15 protein-coding genes are annotated in these 13,622 nt (G+C 41.4%); 6 read left to right on the forward strand and 9 right to left on the reverse strand.

Translation table 11 applies throughout. The annotated features are described in order from the left end of the window. Positions 1 to 57: 57 nt before the first annotated feature. Genes trpA through SJY38_RS05575 form a run of 6 tightly spaced genes read right to left on the reverse strand, consistent with a single transcriptional unit; the run spans position 58 to position 6,646 of the window. A complete protein-coding gene (gene trpA, locus SJY38_RS05550; protein ID WP_055255694.1) occupies positions 58 to 879 on the reverse strand; it encodes a tryptophan synthase subunit alpha in 822 nt (273 codons plus the stop codon). Then, positions 876 to 2,060, reverse strand: coding sequence for a tryptophan synthase subunit beta (gene trpB / locus SJY38_RS05555; RefSeq protein ID WP_004586795.1), 1,185 nt, complete (start codon positions 2,058 to 2,060; stop codon positions 876 to 878). The genes trpA and trpB overlap by 4 nt, the downstream gene beginning before the upstream one ends. A 7-nt stretch (positions 2,061 to 2,067) precedes the next feature. Then, positions 2,068 to 3,432, reverse strand: coding sequence for a bifunctional indole-3-glycerol-phosphate synthase TrpC/phosphoribosylanthranilate isomerase TrpF (gene trpCF, locus SJY38_RS05560; RefSeq protein WP_377109377.1), 1,365 nt, complete (start codon positions 3,430 to 3,432; stop codon positions 2,068 to 2,070). Continuing rightward, entirely contained in the window at positions 3,425 to 4,462 is a 1,038-nt protein-coding gene (gene trpD / locus SJY38_RS05565) for an anthranilate phosphoribosyltransferase (protein ID WP_286745219.1), read from the reverse strand. The genes trpCF and trpD overlap by 8 nt, the downstream gene beginning before the upstream one ends. Before the next feature lie 11 nt (positions 4,463 to 4,473). Further along, on the reverse strand, positions 4,474 to 5,076 hold the full coding sequence (locus SJY38_RS05570) for an aminodeoxychorismate/anthranilate synthase component II (protein ID WP_004586792.1): 603 nt from the start codon (positions 5,074 to 5,076) through the stop codon (positions 4,474 to 4,476). 1 nt (position 5,077) lies between these two features. Then, positions 5,078 to 6,646 carry an anthranilate synthase component 1 gene (locus SJY38_RS05575; RefSeq protein WP_055255700.1) on the reverse strand — a complete coding sequence of 523 codons (1,569 nt, stop codon included), beginning with the start codon at positions 6,644 to 6,646 and terminating at the stop codon, positions 5,078 to 5,080. A gap of 449 nt (positions 6,647 to 7,095) precedes the next feature. On the opposite strand from SJY38_RS05575, the gene SJY38_RS05580 reads away from it, so the two are divergent. The 5 genes from SJY38_RS05580 to SJY38_RS05600 all read left to right on the forward strand — a co-directional run bounded on the left by SJY38_RS05580 (position 7,096) and on the right by SJY38_RS05600 (position 10,656). Next, the gene (locus SJY38_RS05580) at positions 7,096 to 7,950 is read left to right on the forward strand and encodes a PHP domain-containing protein (protein ID WP_004586790.1); all 855 of its coding nucleotides are present in this window, start codon (positions 7,096 to 7,098) and stop codon (positions 7,948 to 7,950) included. Continuing rightward, positions 7,947 to 8,567 carry an L-threonylcarbamoyladenylate synthase gene (locus SJY38_RS05585; protein WP_004586789.1) on the forward strand — a complete coding sequence of 207 codons (621 nt, stop codon included), beginning with the start codon at positions 7,947 to 7,949 and terminating at the stop codon, positions 8,565 to 8,567. Before SJY38_RS05580 ends, SJY38_RS05585 begins: the two co-directional genes overlap by 4 nt. Positions 8,568 to 8,572: 5 nt before the next feature. Beyond that, positions 8,573 to 9,412, forward strand: coding sequence for a ScpA family protein (locus tag SJY38_RS05590; RefSeq protein ID WP_286745214.1), 840 nt, complete (start codon positions 8,573 to 8,575; stop codon positions 9,410 to 9,412). Between the two features lie 118 nt (positions 9,413 to 9,530). Further along, complete coding sequence (locus SJY38_RS05595; protein ID WP_064385009.1) at positions 9,531 to 10,079, forward strand: cytochrome b; 549 nt, start codon at positions 9,531 to 9,533, stop codon at positions 10,077 to 10,079. 1 nt (position 10,080) lies between these two features. Continuing rightward, on the forward strand, positions 10,081 to 10,656 hold the full coding sequence (locus SJY38_RS05600) for a YceI family protein (RefSeq protein WP_248461627.1): 576 nt from the start codon (positions 10,081 to 10,083) through the stop codon (positions 10,654 to 10,656). Between the two features lie 29 nt (positions 10,657 to 10,685). Here the strand turns inward: SJY38_RS05600 and SJY38_RS05605 are convergent, their stop codons facing one another. Next, positions 10,686 to 11,546, reverse strand: a complete 861-nt coding sequence (locus SJY38_RS05605; RefSeq protein ID WP_138576812.1) for a transporter substrate-binding domain-containing protein — start codon at positions 11,544 to 11,546, stop codon at positions 10,686 to 10,688. Between the two features lie 131 nt (positions 11,547 to 11,677). Then, positions 11,678 to 11,845, reverse strand: coding sequence for a hypothetical protein (locus SJY38_RS05610; RefSeq protein ID WP_024033460.1), 168 nt, complete (start codon positions 11,843 to 11,845; stop codon positions 11,678 to 11,680). Between the two features lie 370 nt (positions 11,846 to 12,215). Here SJY38_RS05610 and SJY38_RS05615 point away from each other — a divergent pair, with 370 nt between their 5' ends. Continuing rightward, positions 12,216 to 12,761, forward strand: coding sequence for a dienelactone hydrolase family protein (locus tag SJY38_RS05615; protein ID WP_286745208.1), 546 nt, complete (start codon positions 12,216 to 12,218; stop codon positions 12,759 to 12,761). Here SJY38_RS05615 and SJY38_RS05620 read toward each other — a convergent pair. Then, entirely contained in the window at positions 12,758 to 13,561 is an 804-nt protein-coding gene (locus SJY38_RS05620) for a hypothetical protein (protein ID WP_377109378.1), read from the reverse strand. The two genes, SJY38_RS05615 and SJY38_RS05620, sit on opposite strands and share 4 nt — an antisense overlap. Positions 13,562 to 13,622: the final 61 nt, after the last annotated feature.

The raw sequence follows: 13,622 nt of genomic DNA on the forward strand, positions 1-13,622 counted from the left end.
AGCTTAATAAAAAAGGGCATTTAAAATGCCCTTTTTTAATGTGTAAATTTTAAGCTTTTACAACACGGTGGCCGCTTTCATATCAGCTACAAACGCTTTTAACTGCGTTGTCATCGCATCTAAATCATTAAGGTTGGCTTCAATAATTTTAACAACGGCTGAGCCTGAAATAGCACCAGCTGCGCCGGCATTTAGGGCGGCTTTTACATCATCGGGTGTAGAAATACCAAAGCCCAATAAAGCAGGGGCTGCATGGTATTCTTTTAATTTAGTTACTATGTTACCCGCTGGCATTTGCGCTTTAGTATCAGTGCCGGTAACACCCGCACGCGATAATAAATACGTGTAGCCACGGCCGTAAGATGCACATTGGCGCAGGGTATCGTCATCGGCATTTGGTGTGGCAATAAATATTGGGTCAACACCGTTTGCCATGGCTGCTTTTCTAAACATTTTAGACTCATGCAGTGGTACATCAGCAACTAAAATAGAGTCTACTCCCGCCGCTTTAGCATCTTTATAAAATGTTTCTAAACCGCGTTTAAATACAAGGTTTGAATACAATAATAAGCCAATTGGAATATCTGCATTGTAATCGCGTATTTCTTTAATAATATCAAAGCAATCTTGCGTGTTAATGTTTACATCGAGAGCGCGAATATTCGCCGCTTGAATAACTGGGCCATCGGCGATTGGGTCCGAAAACGGAATACCTAGCTCCAGTGCATCCGCGCCGCCATCAATTAAGCTTTTAATAATGGCAATACTTTGCTCTTTACCTGGGTCGCCAATGGTAACAAATGGTACAAATGCACCTTGTTTTTGCTCATTAAGTGCAGCAAAGGTTTTACCGTAACGATCTGTATTTAACTGGCTCATAGTTGACCTCCTTGTGATAAAACACTGTGTACGTGGGTTAAATCTTTATCGCCACGGCCACTTAAGTTAACCACCAAAATGCTTTCTTCTGTTTGCTCTTCGGCGTATTTAAGCGCATAAGCAAGGGCATGGCTTGATTCAAGAGCTGGAATAATACCTTCGTTTTTAGCCAGTGCTTGGAACGCGTCAAGGGCTTCTGTATCGGTAATACCCACATATTGAGCACGGCCTGTTTCGTGTAAAAACGCGTGCTGTGGTCCAACTGCTGGGTAATCAAGACCGGCAGATACTGAGTATGACTCTTCTATTTGGCCATCGTCGTTTTGCATAATGTACGTATAGGTACCGTGTAAAATACCTTTAGTACCTTTACAAATTGTAGCGCCGTGCTCGTGGGTATCTAGGCCTTTACCTGCAGGCTCCACACCAATAAGTTTTACACTTGGCTCGTCAATAAAGTCAGTAAACATACCAATGGCATTAGAGCCACCGCCAACACAGGCTAGTACGGCATCCGGTAAGCGTCCTTCTGCTTTGAGTACTTGTTGTTTAGCTTCTTCACCAATGATTTTTTGATACTCTCGTACAATTGTTGGGAATGGATGAGGACCCGCAGCGGTACCAAGTAAGTAATGAGCGTCTTGGTAGTTTGCAGACCAGTCGCGTAGCGCTTCGTTTACCGCATCTTTTAATGTGCCAGAGCCAGCGGTTACCGGAATAACCTCTGCGCCCATTAATTTCATTCTAAATACATTAGGCTGTTGGCGCTCAACGTCTTTAGCACCCATATAAATGCGGCATTTTAAGCCAAGTAATGCACAGGCTAGGGCTGTTGCCACGCCGTGTTGGCCCGCTCCAGTTTCGGCAATAACTTCTTTTTTACCCATACGTTTAGTTAGCAACGCTTGACCAAGTACTTGGTTGGTTTTGTGTGCGCCACCGTGCAGTAAATCTTCACGTTTTAGGTAAAGTTTTACTTTAGGGTTTTTAATTAAATTACGCGTTAAAGTAAGCGGCGTAGGGCGACCGGCATACTCGTTTAATAATTTTGTAAACTCAGCCTGAAATTCAGGGTCTTTTTGTGCTTTGTTAAATTCGTTCTCTAACTGCTTAAGCGCAGGGACAAGTAGCTCAGGTACAAACATACCGCCAAACTCGCCAAAATAAGCTGGATTTTGCATTATAACCTCAATAATTTCTGATGCTTGTAAAAGCATTTTGTAATTTGATAGGGCACTTTTTACCCGCAGATTCTTCAACGCCTGAATTTAAATCAAGGCCTAGGGCACCTTGAGAAAGCGCGTCTTTTATATTGTCTGGATTTAAGCCACCCGCTAGCATAAAGGGGGTTGTTGCGTCGCGCAGTACTGCCCAATCAAATGCTTTACCTGTACCACCGGCTTGTGTATCGCTGTGGGTATCATAAAGATGGCGGTCTAAGCCCTTAGCTGGGGTTGGCAATGTATCTTTAATTGCCTGTGCTTTCCAAATTTCACAACCTTTAGGTAACTGTGTACGTAATGCGGCAATGTAATCGTCACTTTCTTGACCGTGTAATTGTACTGCGGCAAGTTTTAGTTCGTGCGCGTATTGTACCACTTGCTGCGGGCTTGCATTAACAAAAACACCGACAAATTTAAGTGGCGCACTTTGGCTCAGCTCAATCGCACAATCTAAATCAACATAACGAGGCGACTTAGGGGAAAAAATGAGTCCACCGTACACTGCGCCGTTGTTGTAAGCGGCCTGTACGTCTTGTGCTCGGGTTAAACCGCACACTTTGTTATCACCTAAAATCACTTTTTTGCAGGCTTGTTCTAAATCGCGCTCAGCCATTAAAGAACTGCCAATTAAAAAGCCATCACATAATGGCGCTAGGCGTTTAACATCTTGATGAGTGTAAATACCTGACTCTGAGATAACCACTTTATCTTGTGGGATGAGTTTACGTAGCTTTTCGGTGGTTGCTAAATCAGTGCTTAAATCGCGAAGGTCACGGTTATTAATACCAATAATTTGCGCATCAAGTGCAAGGGCACGGTGCACTTCTTCTTCGTTACTTACTTCGGTTAATACCGACATGTTAAGCGAGTCGGCAACTGCATGTAGCGCTTTATATTGTTCATCATCAAGCACTGAAAGCATTAGTAATATAGCATCGCCGCCATAAATACGTGCCATGTAAACTTGGTACTCATCAATAAAAAAGTCTTTACAAATAAGTGGTTGCTCTACTTGGCTACGTACAAACTCTAAATAATCAAAACTACCTTGAAAGTATTTAGTATCTGTAAGTACGCTCATGCAGCTGGCGTATTTTTTATAAACAGAGGTGATCTCGGTTAAATCAAACGGCTCTCTTATTAGCCCTTTTGAAGGAGATGCTTTTTTACATTCTAAAATAAACTGCGTACCCGGCTTTGCTAACGCTTTATAAAAGCTGCGGCTGGTTGGCACTGCTAGGTGTTTAAAGCTCTCTAGTGGGCGCGCGGCTTTACGCTCTATTAGCTCTTGTTTTTTATCAGCAACAATTTTGTCTAATACATTAGCCATGACTTACCTCAATAATTGCATTTAATGTGTTCATGGCTTTGCCTGAACTTAGTAATGTTTGTACCTGTTGTGCGCCTTCTTTTAATGACTGTACTTTACCGCTTAGGTATAAAAGTGCAGCCACATTGACCACGATTGCAGCATTGTGCGCATCACTGCCTTTACCTTGTAAAATAGCAAGGCTCGCATTTGCGTTGTATTGTGGGCCTTCACCGGCTAGTTGTTCAAGTGAATAGTTTGCAAGGTCAAAGTCGCTTGGGTTTAATGTGTACTGCGTTATTTCGCCATTGTTTAGCTCAACTACGTTAGTTGGGCCGTGCAGGGCTATTTCGTCAGTGCCAGAACCATGCACTATCATCGCGCGCTTAGTGCCTAATGTTTTAAGTGTTTGCGCCATTGGCATACATAAAGACTCATCGTAAACACCCAGTAATTGCACGTGTGGTGCAGCAGGGTTAGCAAGTGGGCCTAAAATATTAAAAATGGTACGTGTTTTAAGCGCAGTACGTACGCCCATCGCGTGGCGTACACCACTGTGGTAATGCGGTGCAAACAAAAAGGTAAAATGGGTTTGCTCAAGGCACAGTGCAGCCTGTGCTGGGCTCATATCAATATTAATGCCCAATGCTTTTAATAAATCAGCAGAGCCCGAATTACTCGATACACTGCGATTACCATGTTTTACCATATTAATACCCGCGGCAGCTGCAACAATAGCCGCGGTAGTACTAATATTAATCGTGTTTGAGCCATCGCCCCCGGTGCCGCAGCTATCGGCAAGTTGCGTGCTAGCGGTCGTAAAGGCAACGGCGTTTTCTCGCATTGACGCTGCAGCGCCGGCAATTTCATCGCTTACTTCGCCTTTTATTTTAAGGCTGATTAGCAATGCAGTGAGCTCTATTTCGCTCATGTTACCTTGCATTATTTGGTTAAATAATGCGTTTGATTGGGCATAGTTTAACGACTTGCCTTGAATAAGTTGCTCAATAGCGTATTGAACATTTATGGTCTCTTTTGCTTGGGTACTCATAATGTCCTCTATTAGTTGGTGCGCGTTAAGTACGCAACACTTTGTTGAAGTAGCATTGCACCATTTGGCGTAAGTATTGACTCAGGATGAAATTGATAACCTAACGCTTTATCGTCGTGGTGATATATGGCCATAGGAATATCGTCAAATTGTGCAATTACCTCAATATTTTCAGGTACCTTGGTTGCCATTAATGAATGGTAACGGGCTACGGGCATGGTGTTGCCCATTCCTTCAAACACCGGGTGCGGGTTTAAATTAATGATTGATGACTTGCCATGTACGGTTTCGCCAGCGTGGCCGATTACTCCGCCATAACTTTGTGTAAGTGCTTGTTGCCCCAGGCAAATGCCCAGCATAGGGAAGTGGCCTTTAGCCAGTTCGATTAATTCCATTAAACAACCTGCATCACTGGGTGCACCAGGTCCTGGCGAAAGCACTAATAATACTTGCCCAGGTTCTTGACGCATTTTATTAAAAATAACCTCTGCACTTATGTTATTTCTGTATACCACAAGCTCACAGCCCAGCATGGTTAGTTCATCAACAAGGTTGTAGCTAAACGAATCAAAGTTATCTAAAAAGTATATTTTCATTGGGTTTGCTGTGCTCATTTTATACCGCCTCATAAGTCGATTTTATGGCGGTGATCACCGCTTGGGCTTTAGCGCGGGTTTCGTTAGCTTCGGCTTGCGGATCAGAATCGTAAACGACACCGGCACCTGCTTGCACATACGCGGTATTATTTTTAACAAACGCTGAGCGAATAACGATGCAGCTATCCATTGCACCATCGCCTGTTAAATAGCCTACTGCGCCACCGTAGCTGCCACGGCGTTTGCCTTCGGTTTGGCGTACAAGTTCGGCAGCGCGTACTTTAGGAGCGCCTACCAGCGTGCCCATGTTCATACACGCTTGGTAAGCGTGTAGTGCATCAAGCTCAGGCTTTAATGTGCCCACCACGCGAGAAACCAAGTGCATTACTTGCGAGTAGCGGTCTACTTTTAATAGCTCTTTTGCATGGCGCGTGCCGGCTACACTAATGCGTGCCACATCGTTACGAGCTAAATCAACCAGCATTAAATGCTCTGCACGCTCTTTTTGATCGTTTCTTAGTTCAAGCTCTATACGGCTGTCTAAATCTGGGTTGATTGTGCCATTGGCAAATTTTCCACGAGGGCGAGTACCGGCAATAGGGTAAACTTCAACTTGTTTGCTTTGCACTTCGTATTTAAGAGCAGACTCAGGTGAGGCGCCAAATAAAGCAAATTCTTCATCGCGCATATAAAACATATAAGGGCTTGGATTTTGCTTTTTAAGCTGGCTATATGCGTGCAACGAATCAGGGCAGGGCAGTGAAAACGTACGCGAAGGCACAACCTGAAAAATATCACCATCAACGATGTTCTTTTTAAGCTTAACCACTTGCTCGCAGTAAGTTTCATCGCTTATATCAACACTTACATCGCAGGTACCTGTTTGCATAGGCGCACTAAACTCTTCTGCTTTGTCGCATAAGGCATTTAATCGTTCTAGCTCTTTACCTACTTCAAAACAATTAGCGTGTACGTCTGGGCCATTAAACACATTACCAATAAGCTCGGTGGTTTGTTTTTGATGGTCGATAACCACTAAGGTTTCGGCTAAGTAAAATACGTAGTCTGGGCAGGTGTTTTCGCCATCGGGTACGTCGCTTAGCTGCTCAAAATTAGCCACCATGTCGTAGGCAAATACACCGCCTAGAAATACCGAAAACGGGTTTTCGGTGGTGCTTTTAATACTGTTTATACAGGTGCGTAGTGCGCTAAATGCATTATCGGCAACCAGTTTACTTGCCTCGTCAATGTCATTAGAGCCGCCTTTATAAACAAGAGTTAGGCTTGTGTCAGTTAAGGTTGCATCGCAGCTTTGTACATTGGCTCTTAAATATGGCAGTAACTGTTTACCGTTATTAGATTGAGCACTTACCGTGACGGTTTTACCTTGGCAAACAATGCGCAGCGCGCAGTCAACTAAAATTAAGCTTTTAACACTGTCTTTAGAATCAATTTCGGCTGATTCAAGCAGTAGCGAATTAGGCTTATCAAGTGCTGCATAAAGTGCAAGTGGGCTACTAATGTAGTCGCGCACTTGCGTTATGCTAGTAACTTCGCCTGGTGTGGTAGTTATATGACTAAAAATCAAACCTCATTCCCTCAAAAAATAAAACCCCGCAATGCTTTTGCAATGCGGGGTTTGAATAACGATATCTAAATTACAAACAGATCATTACCGTCCCGCTATATCAGGCGCCACCACCAACGATGTGTAAGAGTAAGACCGTTATTCATGTTTTTTTGCCTCAAAATAAAAAATTAAATACGTAAAATTTAGTTATAAAAAAACCCGCATAATTGCGGGTTTTGAATATTTGCTAGACACGACAATTCATCACCCAAAAATTATGAGTGCCACCACCAAATAGTGTGTTGAATTGAATTGATCATTTTTATTAATTCTTAATGTGTCTTAAAGTGGCTACAGTAAAACGTATTTAGCGCTTTTGTGTCAAGTGTTTATTTAAAACAATTTAGTCAAAAAAGTTGTTATACTTATATAAACATCTATTACCCTTAAATTTAAGCAGTTTTCTTTTGATAAAATACGATTTACACAGCCATACAACGCATTCAGACGGACATTTAACAGTTGAGCAATTATTAAACCGTGCCGTAGAAAAAAACATTGATGTGTTTGCGATAACCGATCACGACACTGTGGCTGCTATTACGCCGGCAAAAGCGTTTATCGAAACAGAAAACCTACCGCTTAAGCTTATATCTGGCGTAGAAATTTCTACCAAGTGGGAAAGCTTTGAAATACATATTGTTGGGCTAAATATTGATATAAATAACAATGCCCTTACATCATTGTTATCGGCGCAGCAGCAAAAGCGTGATGAACGCGCCATTGAAATTGGCAAAAGGCTGGCAAAAAACGGTTTTGATGGCATTTACGAACAAGCCAAGGCGCTGGCAGAAAACGCCCAAATAACCCGTGCTCATTTTGCGCGTGCATTGATTGAAAGAGGCGTTGCTAAAAATTTTCCTGGGGTATTTAAAAAATACTTAGGGCGCAGCAAAACAGGATATGTTCCAAGCAATTGGTGTGATATGCAAACAGCCATTAGCGCCATTCATGCTGCAGGCGGGGTTGCAGTACTTGCACACCCAGGACGTTATCAAATGTCTAATAAATGGTTACGTAAGTTACTTGTGCAATACAAAAGTGACGGGGGCGATGCCATGGAAGTTGCGCAGCCGCAACAAGCGCCCACTGAACGCCAATTTTTAGGGCAATTGAGCCAAGAGTACGGTTTACTGTGCTCGCAAGGTTCTGACTTTCATTTTCCAACTAGTTATTTAGAGCTAGGTAAAAACTTATACTTACCCAAAGACTGCCAAGGGGTTTGGCAAGTGTGGGAAGGGCAAGAAGGAGCATTATCATGAGTCAATTAATTCATATTCACCCAGCAAACCCACAGCCACGACTTATTAGCCAAGCGGTTGATATTATTAAACAGGGCGGGGTTGTTGTATACCCAACAGATTCGGGCTACGCAATAGGGTGTAACCTAGGTAATAAGCAAGCAAAAGAGCGCATTGAGCGTATTCGTGGAATAGAAAAACACCATAACTTTACGCTGGTATGCCGTGATTTATCTGAGCTGGCAACTTATGCCCGTGTAGATAACCAAATGTTTAGGCTTATTAAAAATAATACGCCAGGGCCATACACCTTTATTTTTAAAGGCACAAAAGAAGTGCCAAAGCGGTTATTAAACGATAAGAAAAAAACCATTGGTATGCGCGTTATAGAGCATCCAATTGCATGTGCATTACTTGCAGAGCTTGGGGAGCCGTTAATGTCGTGTTCGTTAATTTTACCTGGAGAAGAGTTTACAGAATCAGATCCAGATGAAATTTTAACGCGTTTAGATAAACACGTAGATTTAATTATTGACGGCGGACACCTTGCAGAGCAAGCAACCACGGTTATTGACCTATCAGAAGATGATATTCACATTTTGCGTGTAGGGTGTGGCGATACCAGCCCGTTTGAGTAACCTTGGTGAGTGATTCAACACAGGGCGAAAAAAATACTCAAAGTGAGCCAGTGCAGCAAAAGCTGCCACTGGCTTTTTTGCATGGCAAAGCCGTTGTAGATAAACCTGAAGATTTATACATTCCGCCCGATGCACTTGAAATTATTTTGGAAACCTTTGAAGGCCCGCTTGATTTACTGCTGTATTTAATAAAAAAGCACAAGTTAGATGTGCTCGAACTCTCTATTTTTAGCATTACTGAGCAATATGTCAGTTATGTAGAAATGATGAGTGAGTTTCAGTTAGAGCTTGCCGGTGAGTACTTAGTAATGGCAGCGTTATTGGCACAAATAAAATCGCGTCTGTTATTGCCTGTGCACGAGGAGCTCGAAGAAGAGGAAGACCCCCGCGCAGAACTGATCAAGCGTTTACAAGAATACGAGCAGTTTAAAAAAGCAGCCGAAAATATAGATGCCATCCCCCGTGTAGGCCGTGATATTTTTGTCGCAAATGCAACTATGCCGGTTATTGAAAATACCGCTCAAAACCTGCCAGAGCTTGAGTTAAAAGATTTAATGTTAGCTCTGAGCGACGTGATGGCGCGCGCCAAAACATTTGAGCATCACCAAGTGACCGCAGAAATCCTCTCTACCCGTGAGCGGATGAGCCAAATTTTAGCCCAGCTGAGTAACGCAAAAAAAGCGCTGCCGTTTAGCGATTTATTCACCCTTAGTGAAGGGCGCAGCGGTGTAGTGGTTAGCTTTATTGCTATGCTTGAGCTTATAAAAGAAGGCTTAATTAGCTGTTTGCAAGTCTCACCTGATAGCCTAATTTACATAAACCTTACCAACACGCCAAATAGCTAATTAGTGAAACTGTAGCTCAAGTTGTATGTGCGTATATGCACAGATGCTGTTTGTATACGCTATTTTAGTTTTTCTTCACCCTCTATATTCTTAAATTATCGAATTTAGAGGAATCCACATGTTTAAAAATACGCCCACATCTTATGGTCTTATTGCCATTATTTTACACTGGTTGATGGCTTTTACCGTGTTTGGTTTATTTGGCTTGGGCTTATACATGGTTGAGCTAACCTATTACGACAGCTGGTATAAAGGCTCACTGGATTTACATAAAAGTATAGGTATAACGCTCGCCGCAGTGCTTATTTTTAGAATTTTGTGGCGTGTATTCAGCCCCAAACCTCGCCCCCTTAGTCAAAATGAAACAGTAAACTACATTGCGCATACCGCGCATATTGTTATGTACCTAATTTTAGCAGTCATTGTAGTGGCGGGTTATTTGATTTCTACCGCCGATGGCAGAGCAATCGCCGTTTTTTCGATATTTAATGTACCTGCTTTGGATTATAGCTTTGATGGACAAGCCGATATTGCCGGAAAAATTCATTACTACGGTGCGTGTACATTAATTGGCTTGGCTGTTTTGCATGCACTGGGGGCATTAAAGCACCACTTTATTGATAAAGATAAAACCTTAACAAGAATGATCAAACCAAAGGAATACTAACATGAAAAAACGACTAGTAAGTGCAGCTCTATCGGGTGTAATGATGTTATCGGCCACTGCAAATGCAGCAGATTATGTAATTGATACGCAAGGGGCGCATGCATTTGTTACCTTTAAAATTAAGCATTTAGGCTACAGCTGGCTGCACGGGCGATTTAACCGTTTTGATGGCAGCTTCAGTTACGACGCTAAAGCGCAAACAGGGTCTAATATTTTAGTAAATATAGATACAGCAAGTTTAGACTCTAACCATGCTGAGCGTGATAAACACTTACGCGGTAAAGACTTTTTAAATGTGGATAAATACCCAACAGCAACATTTAAAAGCACCAATGTGAAATTTACCGATGATGATACAGCCACAGTAACGGGCGACTTTACTTTACATGGCGTAACTAAACGCATTACGTTTAAAATGGATAAAGTAGGTGAAGGGCAAGACCCTTGGGGTGGCTACCGTGCTGGTTTTGAGGGCGAAACCAGTTTAAAACTCACCGATTACGGCATTGATTATAATTTAGGCCCGGCGTCTACCCATGTTGATATTGGGCTGTCTATTGAAGGTGTGCGTAAATAATAAAGCGTAGATTAAATTAAAACGCCACTTTAGTTAGTGGCGTTTTTGTTTTTTGTAGCGTGAATTCTTGATTCTAATAAGGGTTTTAAATGTGGGGGCAACCAGCGTAACATTACTTGGTGGTATTGCTCGGTTTGCTTAATTTTTTTTAATTGCTCATCTAATAGTTGAATATTTTTAGCACCTTGTTCATTTTTAGTGCAGCCAATATAGCCATAACTTAACGGTGGAGCTTCAACAATCGCTCGCTGAGTTAGGTTTTCTTCAAAGTACATAGATTTAGCTAAGTAATGGTGCTCACTTGGGTAACCTAATAAAATATCTAAGCGCTTTAAATTAAGCATATAGGTAAGGCTGGCTAAACTATTTCGCGTTGGGCGAATAACAATATCAACATCGGGGGTGTTATTTATTACGCTGTCGAGTTGCTCGCCGTATGAGCGGTTCATAGATACACCTAATGTGAGCTTTTTTTCTGCTAGTAAATCCTGCAACGACACCGCCTCTGAGTTAGGCACTTCAAGCGAATGCGCCAAACCTTTATGCATAGCAATGGAAGGTGAAAGGCCCGTGGTTGAGCTTTGCTCGCTAAAGTGAATAAACTTTTCTCTAAATGCATTTTTATAAAGTGATAGGGCACAATGTGTGGCTGATTTATTGGCTAGTTCTTGCGTAACTTTGCCAGAGGGGATAACAAGGCGATTAAACGTGATGTGCTCAAGTTGTTGCTCGAGTAAGGTTATAACGCTTTCATCACGCCCCTGGTGTTGGTATTTTCCATTTAAAATGTAATAGGGCGCAAAGTCGTGCGTTAGCCAGTTAATCGTGTGGGCGTAACTGACTGAAGAAATGCTTAAATATAAGGTGATACACAAAAATGCACGGAGCATTACTACAACTACCTAAAACAATGAAAGTATCGCTATTGTAGTCAATTAAGTGCAACAAAGTAAAATGCCAGCTACAAAGCTGGCACATTTTATTAACATTAACTGCTTAAGCAGTTAATTGCTCGCAATGATTAGTTGGCTTTTAACCATTTTACAAATTCGCGCGCTTCGCTTGCTTTTTGAAACATTGCGTTTTTCAAACCTTGTGTATCACTAAAAATAACACGTTGTTTGTTTACAGAAATTGATTGCACCGGATGGGCAATTTGGATCATAGATCCATTGTATTTATAAGACATAATAAAACTCACTTTATTCTTGTTATTTACTCTGCGCTATTTTTTATAGCCAAATGCAGTTAATAAATTAACGATGTTGTGTTTAGCTTCATTACAGTGTTGACGATCTTTATGACACTTTTGCGATGATATTAAAAAAATCATCAAGGTATTAATAGGGGTTCTCGCCGTACAATAACTTAGCTTTTAAATATACGTTTTGCGGGGCTTACTGGATCAGGGTAAAAAGGTTAACCGCGGTGGTTTTTTAAGACCAGAGAGGAAAGGTAACCTAAATAAAAAATGTGTGCAAGCTATTTATTTAAAAATTATTTATACTTAATTTTATCAACTGCTTAAACGCATGGATTTTAACCTTAAAAGGGTAAGTATGAATTACATAATAGTCAGCGATATTTTTGGTTTAACAGCACCTTTAATGAGGTTGTTAGATATTATGCAAGCCAATACAGAGGTTATAGACCCCTACAAAGGAGAAATGCAACCCATTGATAGTGAAAAGTATTATTATAATAAATTTATAAATGACTGTGGCCATGACAATTACGTAGCTAAGCTCTTAAATGTATTTAATAACCTTACAGAGCCAACAGCCTGTATAGGGTTTAGTGCAGGCGCAAGTGCCGCGTGGCGCGCACAGTTATTAACAGGCAATCCACACCTAAAAAAGCTGATTGGCTTTTACCCTTCACAAATTAGAAATCATTTAGATATTGCGGCAAAAGTACCTTGTACGTTTATTTTTCCACATACCGAAATGCATTTTAATGTAGATGAAGTGATAAGTACTTTAGCCAGTAAAAGCCAAGTTACGTGTAACAAAACACCGTTTTTACATGGTTTTATGAATGCTTACTCAACTAATTACAATGTAAAAGCATATGATGAGTATTGCGCACTTATTAAAAGCACTTAAAGTGTATTTAACTGCGTTTTAGTAATAACAGGAAAGTCGGTACGCGTATTATATTGCGCGTACAAGGTAGTAAAAATACTACTGCGTGAGAGCTTATCTAACTCTTTTATGAGCGTTTTAGCACTTGTGCGTGCAGCTCTGCAGCATAGTTGGTATTGTTTTATTATAGCGGCAACGCTTTTACCTTGTTTTTGAAGGGCTAGATCGGCTTCTACAAAAAATGCTGCCCCTGTCCAATAAACCCGCTGTTGTGCACGTTGCTTCCACATATCACTTGAAAGTTTATTAAGTGGCTGCTGCTTTGTTTTAGTTTGTAAGCGTGCTCGCTCAAACCCTGCGTTTAGGCGCTGAACAAATTGCGCTTGGCTAATTACACCGCTGTTGCGCATTATTACGTTTTGCATGTAACTGGCAAACCCCTCGCTTAACCAAAAGCCAGAGTAAGGCAGTAGTGGCAAATATAAATGTGAAAGCTCATGGTAAAGCGTCCAATCTTTTGTAAATGCATTTAAACTTGCGTAGCGGTCAATATGCAGCTCTAACCCATCGGGGTTATTTCGTTTTACGCTAGCCCATGGCACGGGTTCAAAAGCAAAATATTGTGGCTTTAAATAAATAGGGAGGGTGCTTTGTTGTAATGGCCCTAAAGTATTTTGTGTTTTTTCAAGGCTTTGATTTAACCATGTAGCTACCGTTTTTTGACCCTTAGTCGTCAGTGCGTCTAAATTATGAATAACCACATCAACAGCTGAGGCATTTAAAGAGCACATTAATAGCAATAACAGCCAAAATAATTTCATTTATACCTCCTAAATACGCGCTTAATACTTGACCCACTATTTACATAATTAAGCACACGTA

The organism is Pseudoalteromonas sp. R86517 (assembly GCF_042466295.1).
Lineage (GTDB): Bacteria > Pseudomonadota > Gammaproteobacteria > Enterobacterales > Alteromonadaceae > Pseudoalteromonas > Pseudoalteromonas atlantica.

Bases quoted from the DNA above. Each gene is read 5' to 3' on its own strand.
- trpA (WP_055255694.1), bottom strand. From the start codon at position 879: ATGAGCCAGTTAAATACAGATCGTTACGGTAAAACCTTTGCTGCACTT.
- trpB (WP_004586795.1), bottom strand. From the start codon at position 2,060: ATGCAAAATCCAGCTTATTTTGGCGAGTTTGGCGGTATGTTTGTACCT.
- trpCF (WP_377109377.1), bottom strand. From the start codon at position 3,432: ATGGCTAATGTATTAGACAAAATTGTTGCTGATAAAAAACAAGAGCTA.
- trpD (WP_286745219.1), bottom strand. From the start codon at position 4,462: ATGAGTACCCAAGCAAAAGAGACCATAAATGTTCAATACGCTATTGAG.
- SJY38_RS05570 (WP_004586792.1), bottom strand. From the start codon at position 5,076: ATGAGCACAGCAAACCCAATGAAAATATACTTTTTAGATAACTTTGAT.
- SJY38_RS05585 (WP_004586789.1), top strand. From the start codon at position 7,947: ATGAGTCAATTAATTCATATTCACCCAGCAAACCCACAGCCACGACTT.
- SJY38_RS05595 (WP_064385009.1), top strand. From the start codon at position 9,531: ATGTTTAAAAATACGCCCACATCTTATGGTCTTATTGCCATTATTTTA.
- SJY38_RS05600 (WP_248461627.1), top strand. From the start codon at position 10,081: ATGAAAAAACGACTAGTAAGTGCAGCTCTATCGGGTGTAATGATGTTA.
- SJY38_RS05605 (WP_138576812.1), bottom strand. From the start codon at position 11,546: ATGCTCCGTGCATTTTTGTGTATCACCTTATATTTAAGCATTTCTTCA.
- SJY38_RS05610 (WP_024033460.1), bottom strand. From the start codon at position 11,845: ATGTCTTATAAATACAATGGATCTATGATCCAAATTGCCCATCCGGTG.
- SJY38_RS05615 (WP_286745208.1), top strand. From the start codon at position 12,216: ATGAATTACATAATAGTCAGCGATATTTTTGGTTTAACAGCACCTTTA.
- SJY38_RS05620 (WP_377109378.1), bottom strand. From the start codon at position 13,561: ATGAAATTATTTTGGCTGTTATTGCTATTAATGTGCTCTTTAAATGCC.